The sequence below is a fragment of the Mesorhizobium sp. M2A.F.Ca.ET.043.02.1.1 genome (assembly GCF_003952405.1).
GTDB lineage: Bacteria > Pseudomonadota > Alphaproteobacteria > Rhizobiales > Rhizobiaceae > Mesorhizobium.
Genome location: NZ_CP034445.1, coordinates 1,300,916 through 1,318,575 on the forward strand (window position 1 = coordinate 1,300,916; position 17,660 = coordinate 1,318,575).

At 65.0% G+C, this 17,660-nt stretch carries 20 protein-coding genes; 11 read left to right on the plus strand and 9 right to left on the minus strand.

Annotated elements, in window-relative coordinates; all coding sequences use genetic code 11:
• Positions 1–23: 23 nt before the first annotated feature.
• Complete coding sequence (locus EJ068_RS06190; RefSeq protein WP_245463348.1) at positions 24–440, minus strand: hypothetical protein; 417 nt, start codon at positions 438–440, stop codon at positions 24–26.
• Positions 441–886: 446 nt separating this feature from the next.
• Between EJ068_RS06190 and EJ068_RS06195 the strand changes: the two genes are divergently transcribed.
• Positions 887–1,345: a tRNA (cytidine(34)-2'-O)-methyltransferase gene (locus tag EJ068_RS06195; RefSeq protein ID WP_127251093.1), complete on the plus strand. Its 459-nt coding sequence runs from the start codon at positions 887–889 to the stop codon at positions 1,343–1,345.
• 208 nt (positions 1,346–1,553) lie between these two features.
• Positions 1,554–1,997 carry a redox-sensitive transcriptional activator SoxR gene (soxR, locus tag EJ068_RS06200; RefSeq protein ID WP_127251094.1) on the plus strand — a complete coding sequence of 148 codons (444 nt, stop codon included), beginning with the start codon at positions 1,554–1,556 and terminating at the stop codon, positions 1,995–1,997.
• A 22-nt stretch (positions 1,998–2,019) separates the two neighbouring features.
• Here soxR and EJ068_RS06205 read toward each other — a convergent pair whose 3' ends face one another.
• Positions 2,020–2,277 carry a hypothetical protein gene (locus tag EJ068_RS06205; RefSeq protein WP_042639873.1) on the minus strand — a complete coding sequence of 86 codons (258 nt, stop codon included), beginning with the start codon at positions 2,275–2,277 and terminating at the stop codon, positions 2,020–2,022.
• A 112-nt stretch (positions 2,278–2,389) separates the two neighbouring features.
• On the opposite strand from EJ068_RS06205, the gene hemF reads away from it, so the two are divergent.
• From hemF to EJ068_RS06230, 5 genes are all read left to right on the plus strand, one after another.
• Positions 2,390–3,304 carry an oxygen-dependent coproporphyrinogen oxidase gene (hemF, locus tag EJ068_RS06210; protein ID WP_127251095.1) on the plus strand — a complete coding sequence of 305 codons (915 nt, stop codon included), beginning with the start codon at positions 2,390–2,392 and terminating at the stop codon, positions 3,302–3,304.
• 258 nt (positions 3,305–3,562) lie between these two features.
• Positions 3,563–3,823 (plus strand): DUF1344 domain-containing protein, encoded by a 261-nt coding sequence (locus EJ068_RS06215; protein ID WP_127251096.1) that lies wholly within the window; start codon positions 3,563–3,565, stop codon positions 3,821–3,823.
• A 274-nt stretch (positions 3,824–4,097) separates the two neighbouring features.
• Complete coding sequence (locus EJ068_RS06220; protein ID WP_095766497.1) at positions 4,098–4,283, plus strand: DUF1059 domain-containing protein; 186 nt, start codon at positions 4,098–4,100, stop codon at positions 4,281–4,283.
• Positions 4,284–4,562: 279 nt separating this feature from the next.
• Complete coding sequence (locus EJ068_RS06225) at positions 4,563–5,141, plus strand: hypothetical protein (protein WP_127251097.1); 579 nt, start codon at positions 4,563–4,565, stop codon at positions 5,139–5,141.
• Between the two features lie 265 nt (positions 5,142–5,406).
• Positions 5,407–6,204 (plus strand): S8 family serine peptidase, encoded by a 798-nt coding sequence (locus tag EJ068_RS06230; RefSeq protein ID WP_245463349.1) that lies wholly within the window; start codon positions 5,407–5,409, stop codon positions 6,202–6,204.
• 48 nt (positions 6,205–6,252) lie between these two features.
• Here the strand turns inward: EJ068_RS06230 and EJ068_RS06235 are convergent, their stop codons facing one another.
• The 3 genes from EJ068_RS06235 to EJ068_RS06245 are packed head-to-tail and all read right to left on the minus strand — an operon-like array spanning position 6,253 to position 8,794.
• Positions 6,253–7,521, minus strand: a complete 1,269-nt coding sequence (locus EJ068_RS06235; RefSeq protein ID WP_127251098.1) for a CCA tRNA nucleotidyltransferase — start codon at positions 7,519–7,521, stop codon at positions 6,253–6,255.
• A complete protein-coding gene (locus EJ068_RS06240) occupies positions 7,518–8,150 on the minus strand; it encodes a CoA pyrophosphatase (RefSeq protein ID WP_127251099.1) in 633 nt (210 codons plus the stop codon). The genes EJ068_RS06235 and EJ068_RS06240 overlap by 4 nt, the downstream gene beginning before the upstream one ends.
• Entirely contained in the window at positions 8,150–8,794 is a 645-nt protein-coding gene (locus tag EJ068_RS06245; protein WP_127251102.1) for a DUF1285 domain-containing protein, read from the minus strand. Before EJ068_RS06245 ends, EJ068_RS06240 begins: the two co-directional genes overlap by 1 nt.
• Positions 8,795–8,950: 156 nt before the next feature.
• Here EJ068_RS06245 and EJ068_RS06250 point away from each other — a divergent pair, with 156 nt between their 5' ends.
• The 4 genes from EJ068_RS06250 to EJ068_RS06265 are packed head-to-tail and all read left to right on the plus strand — an operon-like array spanning position 8,951 to position 15,836.
• A complete protein-coding gene (locus EJ068_RS06250; protein ID WP_126059736.1) occupies positions 8,951–9,955 on the plus strand; it encodes a MoxR family ATPase in 1,005 nt (334 codons plus the stop codon).
• Entirely contained in the window at positions 9,955–10,929 is a 975-nt protein-coding gene (locus EJ068_RS06255) for a DUF58 domain-containing protein (RefSeq protein WP_127251100.1), read from the plus strand. Before EJ068_RS06250 ends, EJ068_RS06255 begins: the two co-directional genes overlap by 1 nt.
• The gene (locus EJ068_RS06260) at positions 10,926–13,745 is read left to right on the plus strand and encodes a DUF4159 domain-containing protein (protein WP_127385989.1); all 2,820 of its coding nucleotides are present in this window, start codon (positions 10,926–10,928) and stop codon (positions 13,743–13,745) included. Before EJ068_RS06255 ends, EJ068_RS06260 begins: the two co-directional genes overlap by 4 nt.
• A gap of 3 nt (positions 13,746–13,748) precedes the next feature.
• Positions 13,749–15,836, plus strand: coding sequence for a hypothetical protein (locus tag EJ068_RS06265; protein ID WP_127385988.1), 2,088 nt, complete (start codon positions 13,749–13,751; stop codon positions 15,834–15,836).
• Between the two features lie 165 nt (positions 15,837–16,001).
• Here EJ068_RS06265 and clpS read toward each other — a convergent pair whose 3' ends face one another.
• The 4 genes from clpS to EJ068_RS06285 all read right to left on the minus strand — a co-directional run bounded on the left by clpS (position 16,002) and on the right by EJ068_RS06285 (position 17,482).
• The gene (gene clpS / locus EJ068_RS06270) at positions 16,002–16,307 is read right to left on the minus strand and encodes an ATP-dependent Clp protease adapter ClpS (RefSeq protein ID WP_042640247.1); all 306 of its coding nucleotides are present in this window, start codon (positions 16,305–16,307) and stop codon (positions 16,002–16,004) included.
• Positions 16,308–16,435: 128 nt separating this feature from the next.
• Positions 16,436–16,750, minus strand: coding sequence for a hypothetical protein (locus EJ068_RS06275; RefSeq protein ID WP_245463350.1), 315 nt, complete (start codon positions 16,748–16,750; stop codon positions 16,436–16,438).
• Positions 16,751–16,890: 140 nt separating this feature from the next.
• Positions 16,891–17,139, minus strand: coding sequence for a hypothetical protein (locus tag EJ068_RS06280; protein WP_126081632.1), 249 nt, complete (start codon positions 17,137–17,139; stop codon positions 16,891–16,893).
• A gap of 37 nt (positions 17,140–17,176) precedes the next feature.
• A complete protein-coding gene (locus tag EJ068_RS06285) occupies positions 17,177–17,482 on the minus strand; it encodes a hypothetical protein (RefSeq protein ID WP_126059731.1) in 306 nt (101 codons plus the stop codon).
• Positions 17,483–17,660 lie beyond the last annotated feature (178 nt).

A 17,660-nucleotide genomic window follows, 5' to 3' on the forward strand; every position in this document is an offset into this window, starting at 1 on the left:
GGCACTCACGATGCTATGCGCGCTCACGCAGCGCGGGATTGACGGGCTAGGCTTTGCGGCCGCGCGGCATTGCGCGCCGGCGATACGGAATCATCCGCATCACCGGCCTTGCTGCTCGCAATATAGGGTTTCGCCGGCATTTCGCCGACAGGCTCGTTCGACGATCCTGACGGCGCCGAGCTTCCCGACGAAAAGCCGGAGCCTGCCTGGTTCCTGTCGCCTGGCCGGAACAGACGCACCATCCGGCGCACCAGCGTCGGCCGGCTGTGGTCGGGCACCGCGCGCGAGAAATCGACGTCCGGCAGCATGCCGCGATGCGGCCTGCGCCGCTCCTCGGCATGCACCGCCGACGAATAGGTCTCGGCGATCAGCAGCGCCCAGGTCGCTGCCTTGCGCTCATGCAGGCTTCTTGACCCCGGTATCTTGTAGGGATCGAACATTGGTCCGTCCTCCATATGCAAATGCGTTAAAAAGGGTGATATGGCCTCGATCCCCGGCATTCGACCGAAGGCGCGGATCGAATCGGTCGTAACGGCGCGGCAAGCGTCGGTCTCGACACGTTCAGCTGGGGCGCGGCGCCCCTTTGGCAGTTTGAAAAACATCGCAAGATTCCTTCGAAGGCCGAAAACTGGGTTCGGCGGGAATCGGTGCGATGAAGACTTAAAGTGTCAGAAGAATCGTCGTACCGAAACCGCCATTGGGCATAGGAGAGCCCAGGAGAGGCGCTGGATGTGCATGGTCATCATGTGTTCCCCTCCATTCGGTTCGGGTTGACGATGATGGTCCTATACTCGACTTCGCAGAAAATGGCCACCCGACAGGCCAGAAATCGCCGAAAGCGGGAGATGCCTGTGGCCGATCTGCCACTTATTAGCAGGATGCGAAAATGAACCATCGTCTCCGCATCGCGCTCTACCAGCCGGATATCGCCGGCAACACCGGGACCATCCTGCGCTTCGCCGCCTGCCTCGACATCGCTGTCGATATCATCGAACCTGCCGGCTTCCCGCTCTCCGACCGGGCGCTGAAACGGGCCGGCATGGACTACCTCGAAATGGCGACGCTCACCCGCCACGCCGACTGGCACGCCTTCGAGGAATGGCGAAACGCGCATGCGCGCCGCCTGGTGCTGCTCACCACCAAGGCCACGGCCGCTTATACCGGCTTTGCTTTCGCCGCCGGCGACATCCTTCTGTTCGGCCGCGAATCCGCCGGCGTCACGGAACAAGTCCACCAGGCGGCGGATGCCCGACTGACCATTCCGATGCGGCCGGGCGCACGCAGCATCAATGTCGCGCTGTCGGTCGCCATGGTCGCCGGCGAAGCGCTCCGCCAGATCGACTAAAGCAATTCCAGGAAAAGTGTGAAACGGTTTTCCGCCCGGAATTGCGTCGAAATAATGAGCCAGCTTTCGCGCCTCCGCGCTATCCCGAATCGCCATCCCTTCCGCCGTCATTCCTGCCCAGGCGCACATCGCCTTCTCCTGCAATTGCCCTATCGATATTTCCTGGCTACAAGCTCAACTTAACTTGAGGTCAAGCAGGAATTTGAGAATGGCTCCGGTAAAGGAATTGACGGTCGGCCAAGTGGCGATGCGCAGCGGCGTCGCGGTATCGGCGCTGCATTTCTACGAGGCGCGCGGGCTGATCCGCAGCCATCGGACGGCTGGCAACCAGCGGCGCTACGGCCGCGATGTGCTCAGGCGCGTTGCGATCATCCGCGTTGCCCAGGAGGTCGGCATCTCGCTTGCCGACATTGCACGGGCGTTCCAGTCCCTGCCCGAAGAGCGCACGCCGACGCGCGAGGACTGGAACCTGCTTTCGACGGCCTGGCGCGACGAGCTCGATCAGAAGATCGCCCAGCTCAAGAAGTTGCGCGACGGCCTGACCGACTGCATCGGCTGCGGCTGCATGTCGATCGACAAATGCCCGCTGAGGAACAAGGAAGATCGGCTGGCCCGGGAGGGCACGGGCGCGAGAAGGCTGGCGGTGCGCTGACGGGTTGGCCGCCAAAGATGTCTCAGTCGGCCGCCGGCAGCCGGCGCATGGTGAATTCGATCACATCGCCTGGGCGTTCGAACCAGCTTTCGATCTCGGTCCAGTAGGCCTGCTTCGGAAAGCGCTCGAACCACTCCTTGGCCTTGAGGCGGGCGGCGGGCCTCGGCAGCACGAAGGTCTCGCGCAGGAAACCGTCGCGCGGCAGGTTTGCGCGCTCGGCGCGCGAGCGCTCCAGCCTCTTCTTCAAGCCATCCAGCGGCGGTCTTGCCGGGGTGCGCACGAAGGAACTCCTTTGCACCTGGATCAGACAGGACTTGACCCTTGTCTTTAACAGATTAGGGATCGCGCGCAGAAAAAACGAGTCATTTGTCGGCCGCGACTGGAGACAGCTTTTGGAACGACCCGAAATACCGGTGGGGTTGCCGGCCGACATCGAGCAGAAGAAGATGAAGGCCCGCCTCTGGTTCGAAGCGCTGCGCGAACGTATCTGCGCCACCTTCGAGCAGCTCGAGCAGGAGCTTCAGGGACCGCTGTCCTCATGGTCGCCCGGCCGTTTCGAGAAGACGCCCTGGGAGCGCGACGAAGGTCGCGGTGGCGGCGGCACCATGTCGATGATGCGCGGCCGCGTCTTCGAGAAGGTCGGCGTGCACACCTCGACGGCCCATGGCGAATTCTCGCCGGAATTCAGGAAGCAGATACCCGGCGCCGAGGAGGATCCGCGCTTCTGGGCAAGCGGCATCTCGCTGATTGCGCATCCCTGGAACCCCAACGTGCCTGCCGTGCACATGAACACGCGCATGGTCGTCACCACGCGCCAATGGTTTGGCGGCGGCGCCGATCTGACGCCGGTGCTCGACCGTCGCCGCACCCAGGACGACCCCGACACGATCGCCTTTCATCGCGCCATGCAGTTCGCCTGCGAGAAGAACGCCGCGGTCGCCGACTATCCCAAATTCAAGGCCTGGTGCGACGAGTATTTCTTCCTGCCCCACCGCAATGAGCCGCGCGGCATCGGCGGTATCTTCTTCGACTGGCTGCATTCGGAAGAGGACAAGGGCGGCTGGAACGCCGATCTCAATTTCGTCCAGGATGTCGGCCGCTCCTTCTTGGTCGTCTATGCCCATCTGGTTCGGGGCAACTTCAACCAGAACTGGACCGATGCCGAGCGCGACGAACAGCTGATCCGCCGCGGCCGCTACGTCGAATTCAACTTGCTTCACGATCGCGGCACCATCTTCGGCCTGAAGACCGGCGGCAATGTCGCCTCGATCCTGTCCAGCCTGCCCCCCGAGGTAAAATGGCCGTAACGATCAGGTGAGCGCGGCCGTGGCCGCATTGCTGTCCCATTCGTCGAATCTTGGCGCGCAATGTGGCGAGGATGATATCTTTTTCGTCTAATATCCTTTTGAAAGAATTGAGTTATTTAGGGTCGTCGGGTCGGGAAGCGCCGGCGGTCGAAGCGGAGACCTCTTGTCTCCCGCCGGCCGTGACCCGACGCGACTTGACGGCCCTGACCAAGGAAGGTGCCTGATCGAACGGGCACCCGCATTCCAGGAGAGCATGCCATGCGCAAGCTTATCGTGACGGCGGCAGCCGCCGCATTTCTCGCCTCCGGTGGCGCCGCATTCGCGGCGGTCAAGCACATCACCGGCACCGTGAAGAGCTTTGACGGAACGGCCATGAGCCTGGTTCTCGAGGATGGATCGACCTTCAAGCTGTCCAAGGCCTTCAAGGATCCCGGCATTCAGGCCGGCGAGAAGGTCCGCGTGTCCTGGGACATGAGCGGCAAGAACAAGATCGCCGAGGCCGTCAAGATCATGAAGTAACGGCTGGAGCAATTCCAGGAAGCTGCTCGGGAGGCATAGCAGGGTCAGGCGGCGCGAAGGGCGGAGAACCAGTGCTCCGCCCTTCGGGTCATGCTTTGCCGCGCCGACCGATCTCGGCCACTTCTTCGTGCAACCGAAAGCGGCGGCATGTGTTATTGATATCCATCCGGGCAATCCTGCGAAAACGTACATCGGCCTTCGGCGGGATTGCACATAAGACAAATGGCTGGAGCGCTCTGGCTGAGCGGCCCCGTCGCGAGGAAAGGAAATCCCCATGAAGGAATTTCAATGCGGATCGCTGGTTCCCGGCTGTGACTGGCACACGCGCGCCGAGGAAGAAGCGGAGGTCATGCGCCGCGCCGTCGAGCATATGCGCGAGACGCATGGCGAGACCGTCATTCGCGAGACCATGATCGAGGCGATCCGCTCGCGCATCCAGAAGGTTCGCGACGCCGCCTGACCGGCCCGATCGCAGGCTTCCCACACGTCACCAGCCGGCAAGGCTGGCGGGACATTGCTTCCGGCGCATCCGCCCTCTTTTGCCGGCGATCCTCCGACCGCCGGCAACGGCGCTATTCGCATATTTCCAGCGAATTCTTATATTCATAACAGCTTAGATAACTTGGCGGTAACGGTCTGCGTGCGATTCTCCCGCGCATGATCCGGCCAGAGGCGGCTGCCCGAGAAGCCCTTCGCCGTCAAGGCGCTGTCCGGAATGGTGGGGCGAGGTGCTTCGCGCATGCGCGAGCGGTCCAACATCCGAGGCGGTTTCTGCACGGCGGTGCTCTTGGCGTGCGCGTTCCTCTTTGCGCCCGCCGCGGCCGCGCAGGAATGGACCACCTCGCTCGTCGATGTCCATCAGGGTTCTCCGCTCAGCGACAAGGCCAGGGGCCTCGGCACTGGCGGCTATGAATTGCAGAGCGGAAGCTGGGTCTCCTTCAGCCGTTGGTATCACGCGAGTTGGGTCGACATGCATGTCGACTTCCTCACTCAGATCACGCCCGATACGGGCTTTCTCTGGGGGTTCGGCACCGGCGAGCAAGCCGAGAAATATCGTATCGAGCCGAGCCTCAAGCTCGGATTTCTCACCCAGACCCATCCGAATCCCAACAGCACCCTGTCCCTGTCGGTCACCACTACAATCGGCGGCAACCTGACGGAAAAGCCCTGCGAGGCCGACTACGGCGAGTTCGGAACCTACAGCGTCAATTGCCGGCTGGCGGCGGGCGAGACCGCGCCTGAGGAAACGCTGAAGTATCTGGTCAGCGCCAGGCCGGAGACCATGCATCTCTGGCTGAACTACCGTCTCACTTTCTGATCGGAGGGGCAGGCAAATGAAATCATCTTGTCCCGAAACTCACGATCTGCCGTCCTCGTTCTGTCTGACTGGAGAATGAACATGTCGGTTAAGTCCTTGAAGTTCGGCCTCGCCGCCGCCTTGGCACTTCTTTCGGCGCCGATGGCATCGGCGCAGGAAGCTCTCAGCCCGGACGAAATGGGCCGCGCTCTGCCATGGCGGCGGGTCCATCTGCGTAAGCGCAACGATCCCGGTCACGCGCAAGACGCAGGCCGTGCAGAGCTGGATGAGCCCCGACGTCGGCGCCGCATGGGCCGCCGGCTACAAGGGCAAGGGCGTCACCATCACCATGGTCGACGACTTCAGCAGCACGTCGCGCTTCTCCGGCAATTTCGGAATCGGCGTGCAGACGCAGCGGCACGGTGAATGGACGCGCGAGGAGGCAAGCATGATCGCTCCCGCGGCAACCATTCGCTCCAAGGATTTCTCGACCGGCACGTATGTCCCGCTGGCGGGCGGCCGCAACGTGCTCAACCTCAGCTATGGCATGTACACCAGCGCGGGTTACAGCGTGAACCAGATCGGCTGGGCCCCGGAAGAGGCGTCGATCATATCGTATGCAACCAAAGGCACGGCCATCGTCTCGAAGGCGGCCGGCAACGACGCCGTCGCCGTTGGCGCGGCCATCAACGGCCAGCAGGACTATCTCGACCTTGCCCTGATCGGCAAATCGACGGCGATCTTCGTCGGCGCGCTGTCGACGAACGGCACGACGGCCAACAAGGCTCAGCTTGCATGGTATTCCGACTACGCCGGTACCAATACGCAGGTGCAGAGCCATTTCCTGGTGGTCGGCGTCGAAGGCGACAAGACCGGTCTTTACGGAACGTCCTTCGCCGCGCCGATCATCTCGGGCTACGCCGCGATCATCGGCAGCAAGTTCACCAAGGCGACGCCGGTTCAGATCACCAACGACCTGCTCAACACGGCCCGCACCGACACGCTGGCCAACTACGACCCGTCCATCTACGGCAAGGGCGAGGCAAGTCTCTCGCGGGCGCTGGCTCCCGTGGCGATACGCTGACAGGTCGCGCCGGTCGCCCCGGCGGACTAGCGCCAGTCGCCCGACGGACTAAGGCTCCAGGGCCTGCGCGGCGCGTTCCATGAGCGCGCCGCGTTCCAAGGTGAAGCCCGACCCGACCCATTCCCTTTCGAGATTCTTCAGCGTCGCGCCAAGCTTCGGCCCCGGCGACGCCCCAAGTTCGGTCAGGTCGGCGCCCTTGATCGGAAACACCGGTTTTGTCCATTTCAGCGTGAAGTTGAGCAGGCGTGAAAGGCCGCCGGCCTCCATCATCGCCTGGTTGTCTTCCACGGCACGCGTCCGCGCGGCGGCAAGCGCCAGCCGGATACGGTCGAGATAGCCGTCGCGATCGCCGTAGTAGAGCTTCTTGGCCAGTTCGGTCTCGGTCATCTTCGCGTCCGGGGCGATGGTCAGCGCCCAGTGCCGCAGGCGAGCGGCCTCGTCATTCGAAAGCCGCAGCCGCTCGCCAAGCGTCTTCATGCGCGCGACATCGGGCGGGACGATTGCCTCGAGCCGCAGCATCGGATCGTCGATCCAGCCGAGATCCTTCCCGGTCCTGGCCAGCCCGTGGATGGCATCGATGCCCCATTTCTCGCTTTCCGGCAGCACGGCGGTCAGCACGCCGGCCTGGCGCATCCAGAGCAGAGCGCGCGAAGGGTCCGGAGCCGACAGCAGCTTCTTCAGTTCGGACCAGACGCGTTCGGCAGAAAGCTGGGCAAGCCCCTCCTTCAGCCTGGCGCAGGCCTTCAGGCCTTCGGCATCGGGCCGGCCGTCGCCATACCAGGCGAAGAAGCGGAAAAACCGCAGGATGCGCAGATAATCCTCGCGGATGCGTGCCTCCGCGTCGCCGATGAAACGCAGCCGCCGCGCCTCGATATCGGCAATGCCGCCGACAAGATCGACGACCGTGCCGTCGGCTTCGGCATAGAGCGCGTTCATCGTGAAATCGCGCCGCTCGGCATCAAGCTTCCAGTCGCGCCCGAAAGTCACTTTCGCCCGGCGGCCGTCGGTCTCGACATCAGCGCGCAGTGTGGTTACTTCATAGGGCTTGCCACCCGCAATCACGGTGATGGTGCCGTGTTCGATCCCTGTCGGCGCCGTCTTGAAGCCGGCCGCCTCCGCGCGCCGGATGGTCTCTTCGGGCAGTGTCGTCGCGGCGATGTCGATGTCGGCCACCGGTTGGCCAAGCAGCGCATTGCGAACCGCGCCGCCGGCGACACGCGCTTCCTCGCCGCCCTGCTTCAGCGCGGCCAGCAATTGCTGCAGGGCCTTGTCGCCAAGCCAACCGGCCTGGCCCGAGAGGGACAGCTCGACGCTCACGCATAAAGCCTTTCATACAGCGTGCGGATGATGCCGGCGGTGACGCCCCAGATTCGCTGGTCGCCATAGGGCATATCGTAGAAAAACCATTCGAGATCGTTCCACATGCGGCTGTCGCGCGTGTGGTTGGCCGGGTCCATCAGGAAACTCAGGGGAACCTCGAAGGCGGCGTCGACTTCGTCGGCATTGAGCGTCAGCGAAAAGCCCGGACGTACGACGGCGAGCACCGGCACAATGCGGTAACCGCTGCCCGACACATAGTCCGGCATGCGGCCGATGATCTCGATATGGTCGCGATCGAGGCCGATCTCCTCGAAGGTCTCCCGCAGCGCGGTCGCCTCGGGGCCGGGGTCGGTGGGATCGATCGTGCCGCCCGGAAACGCCACCTGGCCGGAATGGCTGCGCAGCTTCTCGGCGCGCTTGGTGAGCAGCACCATGGCGCCCTCGGCGCGGTCGACGACCGGGATAAGCACAGCCGCGTCACGCAGCGGCTTGACGTGTTGGAGCCTGGGGTGATCGGGATTGAAGCGATGATCGCCGAAATCCTCGCCAAGAGTGATCGCGGCCTGCGCGGCGGCCCGGGCCCGGAAATCCGCGATCGAAAATGGCGCCCGGGTCACCTGGTCCATCACGCGCTCAGCCGTTTCAGTTTTTCGGCCGGCATGATCGGGTAGACCTCGCCGCCAGAGCGGACGGCGAACATCGCCTTGCCGTCGATGTCGATCTCCTCGCCATGCGCGACCAGCTCATACATGACAGCCCGCGCCACCAGCGCCTCCAGCCGTCCGCGCACCAGCACGTAGGGTTTCAGCCCGCCGGTTTCGTCCTCGTCGACGAAACGCAGCGGATGGCCGGGCCCGGCGGCGACAACGTCGCCGACATTGGTGCGGAAGGTGATGACTTGCTCGTCGCCGCTCCCGGAGACATTCATTTCGACGGCGATGAAAGGCGCGTCGACGACTCGTATTCCGACCCGCTCGACTGGGGTCACAAGATAGGTCTTGCCGTCGGCATCCTTGCGCAGCACGCTGGAAAAGAGCTGCACCAGCGGCATGCGGCCGATCGGCGTGCCGAGATAGAACCAGGTGCCGTCCGCCTTGATCTCCATGTCGAGGTCGCCGCAGAAGTCCGGATTCCAGCGCTCGACCGGCGCCGGCCCCTTGCCCGCCCGGGCCGCGCGCGAGATCAGCGCCTCGAGGCCGCGCGCCTCGGTAGCGCTCGTCAAGCTCTGCCCACCCGGGCTTTGTTCACGATGTTCGCTGCGTTCGGCCATGGTCACGAAATAGTCACTGTTGTCCCGATTGTCAGCCTTGTCCGCCCAAGTCTGTGATTTAAGTTCGAATGCAGGCGCCAGGCGGGGCCGAATCGCGGCATTCTGCGACATTGAGAATGCAGGCCGGTATTTCCAACCACAAGGGATCGAAACGGCATGAGCGTGATGATCAAGGAAAGCCCGATCAGCGAAAAAGCGATGATCGAGGAAGCTGAAAAAGCGCTGGCCGACATCTCCAAGGTCCGCGACGCGGTCGGCCGGGTGATCTTCGGCCAGGAAGCGGTCGTCGAGCGCACGCTGGTGGCGCTTCTGGCGGGCGGCCACGCGCTGCTGGTCGGCGTGCCGGGCCTCGCCAAGACCAAGCTGGTCGAGACGCTGGGGATCGTGCTCGGCCTCGATTCGCGCCGCGTCCAGTTCACGCCCGACCTGATGCCGTCCGACATCCTCGGCTCTGAGGTGATGGAGCAGGACGAGTTCGGCAAGCGCTCCTTCCGCTTCATTTCCGGGCCGATCTTCACGCAGTTGCTGATGGCAGACGAGATCAACCGCGCCTCGCCGCGCACGCAGTCCGCGCTGCTGCAGGCAATGCAGGAATATCACGTCACCATAGCCGGCGCCCGTTACGACCTGCCCTCGCCCTTCCACGTGCTGGCGACGCAGAACCCGCTGGAACAGGAAGGCACCTACCCGCTGCCCGAAGCCCAGCTCGACCGCTTCCTAATGCAGGTCGACATCCTTTATCCGGAGATCGATGCGGAGCGCCGCATCCTGCTCGAAACGACCGGTATCGACGAAGCCAAGGCCGACAAGGTGCTGCAGCCGGCGAGACTGAAGGAGATCCAGACGCTGATCCGCCGCATGCCGGTGCCGGAAAGCGTCGTCGAGGCGATCCTCAAGCTGGTGCGTTCGGCCCGACCCGGCCAGGGCAATGCCGAGACGGACAAGCATGTCGCCTGGGGGCCGGGCCCCCGCGCCAGCCAGGCGCTGACCCTGTGCGCCCGCGCCCGCGCCCTATATGATGGAAGGTTGGCGCCGTCGGTGGACGACGTCCGCGCCTTGGCCGAACCCGTGCTGCAGCACCGCATGGCGCTGACGTTCGCCGCCCGCGCCGAAGGCACTTCGGTGCGCGACGTGGTGGCGAAGCTGGCAAAAGGCATCTGATGGGTCGAATAGGCGAGGTCCAGGCACCGGTTGCGACGCGCGACGCGCTCGCCCGCGGCCGGTTGCGGGCTTCACTGGTTCCGGACCTGCTGGTCGAGGCGCGGCGCATCGTCAACACGGTGATCGCCGGTTGGCACGGCCGTCGCAAGCGCGGCATCGGCGAGAATTTCTGGCAGTTCCGGCCGTATGTCGAAGGCGATTCCTCGCGCATCGACTGGCGCCGCTCGGCCAGAGACGACCATACCTATGTGCGCGACCGCGAATGGGAAGCCGCGCACACCGTCTGGCTCTGGGCCGACCCCTCGCCTTCCATGCTCTACAAATCGGCCGGCGCTGGCGTTTCCAAGGAATCGCGCGCGCTGGTGCTGGCGCTCGCCTTGGCCGAGCTTTTGTCGCGCAGTGGCGAGCGCATCGCCTGGCCGGGCCTGACCGACCCGTTCACCGCCCGCAACGGCGCCGAGCGCATCGCCGCCCAGCTGAGCCACGCCGCCGCGCTGCCGGCCAAACCCGACCTGTCGGCCATCCGCCGCTTCTGCGACATCGTGCTCGTCAGCGATTTCCTCGACCCGGTCGAGGAAACCATGGCCTGGCTCGAGGTGCTCGCTCGCCATGGCGTGCGCGCCCATCTTATCGAGGTCGCCGACCCGGCCGAGGAAACCTTCCCCTATGCCGGCCGCACCGAGTTCACCGATCCGGAGACTGGCGAGAAGCTGACCGCCGGTCGCGCCGAGATGCTGGCCGAGGAATACCGCCTGCTTTACCGGGCCCGCCGCGAGGAGCTGGCCGCATGGTGCAAGCGCCTCGGCTGGAGCTTTACCGCCAATCACACGGACCGGCTCGCCTCCGAAGCGCTGGTGCGCGTCCACATGGCAATGACCGCCGACGGCAGTCATGCAGGGCTGGCCGACAAAGGTCATGCAGGGCTGGCCGATAGAGGTCACCCCCCGCAGGCCACTGGAAAGGCGGTCGCATGAGCTGGCTGCCGCTTTCCTTCGGTGCGCCCATGGTGCTGTGGGGCCTTCTGGCGCTGCCGGTGATCTGGTGGCTGCTCAGGCTCACCCCGCCCAAGCCGCAGACGGAAGTTTTCCCGCCGCTGAAAATCCTGGCCCGGGTCCTCCGACGCGAGGAAACCCCGCAGCAAAGCCCGTGGTGGCTGACGCTGCTTCGGCTGCTCATGGCGGCGCTTGTCGTGATGGCGCTGGCCGAGCCGGTCTTCAATCCGCGCGAAAAGCTGCCGGCGGAAGGTTCCGTCCTGGCGCTTGTCATCGACAACAGCTGGGCAAGCGCCGCTGACTGGGGCAAGCGCGTCGCCACCGCCGAGCGGCTGATAGCCGACGCCGGATCTAACGGCGTGCCGATCGTCATTGCCTTCACCGCCGAGAAGCCCAATGCCGAGATCGGCCCCTTCGATGCCTCGGCCGCGCTCGACCATCTGCGCGCCGCCAAGCCGCGGCCGATCCCCACCGACAGGCCCGCCGTCTATGCCCGCGTCGCCGCCGCGTTGGAGCGGCTGCCGGGCGCCAGCGTCGCGGTGCTCGCCGATGGCCTTGCCGCCAAAGGCGACGAAGCCGCTTTCAAGACGCTGCTCGAAAAGAACGCGAAGCGGCTGGTCTGGGCCACGTCCGACCGGCCCTCGGTGACCGGCCTGACTAGCGCCGACAACCAGGTCGACGGTTTCGCTTTGACCGCTATCCGCGCGCCGGGCAGTCCGGCGCCGGCGCAGGTCACCGCGGGCGCCTTCGACGACAAGGGCCGCCGCATCGCCGACGCGACGCTGACCTTCGCGCCGGGCGAAGCCGCCGCCACGGCGACGATGGCGGTTCCCTTCGAGCTGCGCAACGATTTCGCCTCGATCGCGCTCGACGGCGAGCACCAGGCGGGCGCGGTGCGGGTGCTGGACGAAAGCTCGAAACGACGCCGTGTCGGCCTGCTGTCTCAGGCCGAGGCCGACCAGGCGCAGCCGCTTCTGTCGCCGCTCTACTATATCCGCCGCGCCCTGCAGCCCTTCGCGGACCTGGTCGAGCCGTCGAGCGCCGACCTCGCCGACGCCATTCCGCAGCTTCTCGACCAGAAACCGGCGATGATCATCATGGCCGATGTCGGCACCATCCCGGAGCAGGTCAGGCAGCGTCTGGTCGACTGGGTCGACAAGGGTGGCACGCTGGTCCGCTTTGCCGGCCCGCGTCTTGCCGCGGCCGGCAATGACGACGACCTTTTGCCTGTACGGTTGCGCAGCGGCGAGCGCGCGCTCGGCGGCGCGCTGTCCTGGACGACACCGCAGGCGGTCACCGAATTCCCGAAGAACGGTCCCTTCGCCGATCTTTCCCCGCCCTCCGAGGTGACGGTCAGCCGGCAGGTTCTGGCCGAGCCGACGCCCGACATCGTCGAGCGCACCTGGGCCACGCTTGCCGACGGCACGCCGCTGGTGACAGGCATGAAAAAGGACAAGGGCACGCTGGTGCTCTTCCATGTCACGCCCGAGGCGACCTGGTCGAACCTGCCGATCTCCGGCACTTTCGTCGAGATGCTGCGGCGCGTCGTGCAGCTGTCGCGCAACCAGGGCGCGGCGATCGCCAATGCCGAAGCCACCGCCGCATCGTTGGCACCCTACCGCATGATCGGCGCCGACGGCATGCTGACGCCGCCCTCGCCCGATGCCCGCTCGCTGGTGCCCGGCGCCGGCCCGCTGCCGGTGACCCTGGAGAACCCGCCCGGCCTTTACGGCTCCGAGACGGGCGTCTTCGCGCACAATCTACTCGAGGCATCGAGCACCTTCGCGCCGCTGGTGCGCCCGCAGATTTCGCTGCCGGTGACCGCCATCCCCTATGCCTTCGACGAGTCGGAAAACCTCAAGGGGCCGCTGGTCGCCGCCGCGCTCCTGCTAATGGCGCTCGACACCTTGGCCGTATTCTGGATGGGCGGCCTGCTGGCGCGCCGGCCGCGCCGCGCGGCCGTGGCGACCACAGCCGCCGTCCTGGTCGTCCTGGGCAGCCTCTTCGGCCACGCCGATCTCGCCCGCGCCGACGATTCGAAGCCAGGCGACGCCCAGGCGGTCGACGATATTTCGAAGACCCGCATCGCCTATGTCATCACCGGCGAACCCGGCGTCGATTCGATCAGCCGTGCCGGCCTTGAAGGCCTGACCCGTTTCCTGATCGAGAAGACCGCGCTCGAGCCCGGCCCGCCGGCCGGCGTCGACATCGCCAAGGACGAACTGTCCTTCTTCCCGCTGATCTATTGGCCGATCGATGAATCGGCGCCGATGCCCAGCCAGGCGGCGATCGCCCGCATCGATGCCTATATGCAGCAGGGCGGCACGGTCCTGTTCGACACGCGCGACCAGTTTTCCAATGGCATCGGCGCCGGCTCGGCAAGTCCGGCGACCGAGCGGTTGCGCGACATCCTCGCCAATCTCAACGTGCCGCCGCTGGAACCGGTGCCTTCGGACCACGTGCTGACCAAATCCTTCTTCATCCTGCCGGAATTCCCCGGCCGCTTCAGCGGCAGCCCGTTGTGGGTCGAGGCCTCGCTCGACGCCAGCAACACCGAGAACCGCCCCGTGCGCACCGGCGACGGCGTCTCGCCGATCATGATCACCGCCAATGATTTCGCCGGCGCCTGGGCGGTCGACGAGAACGGCGATCCGATGCTGCCGACCGTGCCGCCGGACCCGATGCAGCGCGTCTATGCGCTGCGCGCCGGCGTCAACATCATGATGTACATGCTGACCGGCAACTACAAATCCGACCAGGTGCATGTGCCTGTGCTGCTCGAACGGCTGGGGCAGTAGATCGTGAACTGGTCGATTTCCTTCGAACCGCTCGTCTCCTGGCCGCTCTTCGGCCTGCTCTTCGTGCCATTGCTGCTGCTGGCGCTGGTCGGCCTGTGGTTCCGCCAGCGCGGATCGGCATTGCGCTTCATCGCGCTGCTCGCGCTTGCCGCGGCTTTGCTCAACCCGGTGTTCCTCGCCGAGGAGCGCGAGGCGCTGAAGAGCGTCGTCGCGCTGATCGTCGACCGCAGCCAGAGCCAGGATATCGGCGACCGCACCACGCAGACCGACGAGGCGCTGGCCGGGATGCAGGAGCGTCTTGGCCGCTTCAAGCAATTCGATGTCCGCGTCGTCGAGGCGGGCAAGTCCGAAGCCGCCGACGAACGCACCGAAACCAGGCTGTTCAGCGCGTTGGAAGGCGCCTTTCGCGACGTGCCGCCGTCGCGCATCGGCGGCGCGATCATGATCACCGACGGCGAGGTGCATGATGCATCTGGCGGAACGCCGGAATTCAACGCGCCGCTGCATGCGCTGATCACCGGCAGCGAGCATGAGAAGGACCGCCGCATCCGCTTCGAGAACGCGCCGCGCTTCGGCCTCGTCGGCAAGCCGCTCGACATGACCTACCGCGTCATTTCGACGGAAGGCAATGGCGCCCCGGTGGATGTGCGGGTCTCGGTCAATGGCGAGCAGGTCTCGGTCGAGCACGCGACGGTCGGCCAGCCGATGAAGCTCTCGGTCACCATTCCCAATGCCGGCCGCAACATCGTCCAGCTCGGCATCGACCGCGAGCCCGGCGAGCTGACGGACGCCAACAACCGGGCGATCGCCTTGGTCGACGGCATCCGCGAGAACCTGCGCGTGCTCTTGGTCTCCGGCGAGCCGCATGCCGGCGAACGTACCTGGCGCAACCTTTTGAAGTCGGACGCGTCGGTCGATCTCGTCCACTTCACCATCCTGCGCCCGCCGGAAAAGCAGGACGGCACGCCGATCAACGAGCTGTCGCTGATCGCTTTCCCGACGCGCGAGCTGTTCGTCGAGAAGATCAAGGATTTCGACCTGATCATCTTCGACCGCTACCAGCACCGCGACGTGCTGCCGATCCTCTATTACGACTACATTTCCGAATATGTCGAAAAGGGCGGCGCGCTGCTGATTGCCGCGGGTCCCGAATATGCCGGCGAGAACTCCATCGCCCGCACGCCGCTCAACGCCGCGCTGCCGGCCATGCCGACCGGCGAAGTGGTGGACAAGGCCTTCTATCCGCGCCTGACTGATCTCGGCCAGCGCCACCCGGTGACGCGCGGGCTCGACGGCTCGGCAAGCGAGCCGCCGCATTGGAGCCGCTGGTTCCGCACCATCGGCGTCAAGAATCCGGAAGGCGAAGTGGTGATGAAGGGCGCCGACGACCGGCCCCTGCTCCTGCTCGACCGCAAGGGCGAAGGCCGGGTGGGCATGCTCTTGTCGGACCAAGGCTGGCTGTGGGCGCGTGGCTTCGAGGGCGGTGGCCCGCATGTGCAGCTTTATCGCCGTATCGCCCACTGGCTGATGAAGGAGCCGGAGCTGGAAGAGGAACGGCTGACGGCCGACGGCCGCGGCATGATGCTGGAGATCCGCCGCCAGTCGATGAGCGACGATCCGGGCCCCGCCCAGGTGATCACGCCCTCCGGCAAGACGATGACGGTGAAGCTCGAGAAAGCCGAGCCCGGCATCTTCACCGGCAGCCTGCGAACCAGCGAGATCGGACTCTACCAGATCGGCAATGGCGATCTCACCGCGCTCGCCCATGTCGGTCCGGTCAACGCGCCGGAATTCCAGGACGTGGTCTCGACAGAGGACAGGCTCAAGGCGCCGGCCGAAGCGACGGGCGGCAGCGTGCGGCGGCTGGCGCCGTCATCCACGCTCGCCAATCTCGCCGGCGGCGTGGCCCTGCCGTCGATCGTGCCGATCCGCTCTTCGGCGGCGGCTTCGGGTGACGATTGGATAGGCCTGCGCACCACCGACGACAGCACGCTCAAGGCCGTATCGCGCGTGCCGCTGTTCGGCGGCTTTCTCGGCCTCGGCCTCTTGCTGCTCGCCATCGGCTCGATGTGGTATCGCGAAGGGCGGTAGCTCTTCCTTCGCCCCGTTCACGGGGAGAAGGTGCCCGAAGGGCGGATGAGGGGCGGCGCCAACGTTTGCAATTAGAGATCGGCGCTTGCCTTACCCCTCACCCTGCGCGGCCGGCAAGCCGGCCTCGCTGTCCCTCTCCCCGTAAACGGGGCGAGGGAAAAGACCCTACTCTTCCGGCTCGACGGTGAACAGCAGCGGATAGCCCTTGGCCTTGCCGGCATCGGTCGCCCGCGTCGCCTTGGTTTCGGCGACATCCTTGGTGAACACTGCAACGACGCAGACGCCGCGCGTGTGCGCCGTGATCATGACACGATGCGCCTGGTCCTCGCTGAGCTTGAACTCGCCTTTGAGCACAGTAACGACAAATTCGCGCGGTGTGAAATCGTCATTGATCAGGATGACTTTGTAGAGCTTCGGCCGCTCGGTCTTCGGCTGCGCCTTGACACGGGGTTTGATGACGGTTTCGGGCATCGGAATCCACCAGCGATGAACTGGGTTTCACATCACTTTGTCACGCGGGAACGCGCTCGTCCATTTGACTGCGCAACGGCGACAAGGCCAGGGCGATCAACACTATGTGGGGAAGCGCTGGCTGCCGGTCAACGGCCCTGCCGCCCGGCCGTGCGCGACCTGTCGGGGCCGCCCGATCCGCGCTCCAGCAGCGCAAAGAGCATCCAGGCGGCAAAGCCGATCATCGTCGAGCCGGTCAGCACGAGAAGAATCCAGGACTGCGCCGGCGTGATGTAGTCGAAGCTTGAAGAGATCAGCGGAGCGAACAGCTCTGGCTCGGTCCTGCCGCTGGCTGGATCCAGCACGGGGCTGGCGGTAAAGATGATCAACGATCGCGCGGCCGCGGTGACGATCAGGCCGCCGAGTGTCAGCCAACGCATCAGGGACGAAAACCGCTTCTTCATGCGGATTGTCCTACAGCACCGGCATTGCAATCAGGTTAATGGTGCGCGGCGGAAACTTGCCGATCGAGAAGGCTTCCGTCGCGCGTAAGCCGCCCCGGCCTGAGCCGGAGCGGCTTTGCAGGATGATGTCGAAGCCCGGATCAGGTCTTCGGGGCGTCCTTCTTCTCGGTCTTCTTGACGACCTTCTTCGTGTCGGCCTTCTTGTGCTTCTTGACGGTCTTCTTGGCCGAAACTTTCTTCACCGGCTTGGCCGTGGCGTCGGCCGGAGCGGTCGTGGTCGTCGAGGCAGCCGGAGCAGCGGTCGTCGTGGCGGCGGCGTTGCCGAGAGCCGGCATGGCGAAAGCGAGGGCAACACCGAGGCCGAGGGCGGAGAGGATGGACTTCTTCATGGCTTCATTTCCTTTTTCTTGCAGATCTTGATGAGCGTCACTGAACGGGATCGATCGGTGTCACTCCAAGCAGCTTCAAAGCGTTTGCGAGCATCCGGATACCCTGTGCCTGTTTCTTGTTGGCGCAGAACCGGTCTCCCTTTCTTTGCAGTGCTTTCGCCGCAGTGACCTGCGTTGCCGCGGCATGGGTTTCGAGGGCTTCGTCAACCTGACGGCTCAGATTGGTGCAGCGCTCGGTCCGGGTGAGCGGTGGCGCGACCTTTGCGGTTGAGGCGCCGGCCGCTGCTGTGATGAGCGATATGCTGAGCAAAGCACCCATCACGCTGATCCAGAACCTCTGCATTGGTCTCGTCCGTTACTCCGGAAACTTGCGTCGCAGCCGATGACCTGACCGCCACGGCACCGGTTATGACCTTGAAATTTTTCAGCAGTTTTTCTCGACTGTAGAATTTTGTTTCTGGATTGTTTCTGGGGAACCCGACCGGCGCGGCGATCGCGCCCACTGGCCAAGATGTGGCCCG

Excerpts from the sequence above, each read along its gene's own strand:
- EJ068_RS06255 (WP_127251100.1), top strand. The coding sequence starts at position 9,955 with ATGGGTCGAATAGGCGAGGTCCAGGCACCGGTTGCGACGCGCGACGCG.
- EJ068_RS06285 (WP_126059731.1), bottom strand. The coding sequence starts at position 17,482 with ATGCAGAGGTTCTGGATCAGCGTGATGGGTGCTTTGCTCAGCATATCG.
- EJ068_RS06190 (WP_245463348.1), bottom strand. The coding sequence starts at position 440 with ATGTTCGATCCCTACAAGATACCGGGGTCAAGAAGCCTGCATGAGCGC.
- EJ068_RS06280 (WP_126081632.1), bottom strand. The coding sequence starts at position 17,139 with ATGAAGAAGTCCATCCTCTCCGCCCTCGGCCTCGGTGTTGCCCTCGCT.
- clpS (WP_042640247.1), bottom strand. The coding sequence starts at position 16,307 with ATGCCCGAAACCGTCATCAAACCCCGTGTCAAGGCGCAGCCGAAGACC.
- EJ068_RS06230 (WP_245463349.1), top strand. The coding sequence starts at position 5,407 with ATGAGCCCCGACGTCGGCGCCGCATGGGCCGCCGGCTACAAGGGCAAG.
- EJ068_RS06245 (WP_127251102.1), bottom strand. The coding sequence starts at position 8,794 with ATGGCCGAACGCAGCGAACATCGTGAACAAAGCCCGGGTGGGCAGAGC.
- EJ068_RS06260 (WP_127385989.1), top strand. The coding sequence starts at position 10,926 with ATGAGCTGGCTGCCGCTTTCCTTCGGTGCGCCCATGGTGCTGTGGGGC.
- soxR (WP_127251094.1), top strand. The coding sequence starts at position 1,554 with ATGGCTCCGGTAAAGGAATTGACGGTCGGCCAAGTGGCGATGCGCAGC.
- EJ068_RS06195 (WP_127251093.1), top strand. The coding sequence starts at position 887 with ATGAACCATCGTCTCCGCATCGCGCTCTACCAGCCGGATATCGCCGGC.
- EJ068_RS06275 (WP_245463350.1), bottom strand. The coding sequence starts at position 16,750 with ATGAAGAAGCGGTTTTCGTCCCTGATGCGTTGGCTGACACTCGGCGGC.
- EJ068_RS06220 (WP_095766497.1), top strand. The coding sequence starts at position 4,098 with ATGAAGGAATTTCAATGCGGATCGCTGGTTCCCGGCTGTGACTGGCAC.
- EJ068_RS06240 (WP_127251099.1), bottom strand. The coding sequence starts at position 8,150 with ATGGACCAGGTGACCCGGGCGCCATTTTCGATCGCGGATTTCCGGGCC.
- EJ068_RS06225 (WP_127251097.1), top strand. The coding sequence starts at position 4,563 with ATGCGCGAGCGGTCCAACATCCGAGGCGGTTTCTGCACGGCGGTGCTC.
- EJ068_RS06250 (WP_126059736.1), top strand. The coding sequence starts at position 8,951 with ATGAGCGTGATGATCAAGGAAAGCCCGATCAGCGAAAAAGCGATGATC.
- EJ068_RS06215 (WP_127251096.1), top strand. The coding sequence starts at position 3,563 with ATGCGCAAGCTTATCGTGACGGCGGCAGCCGCCGCATTTCTCGCCTCC.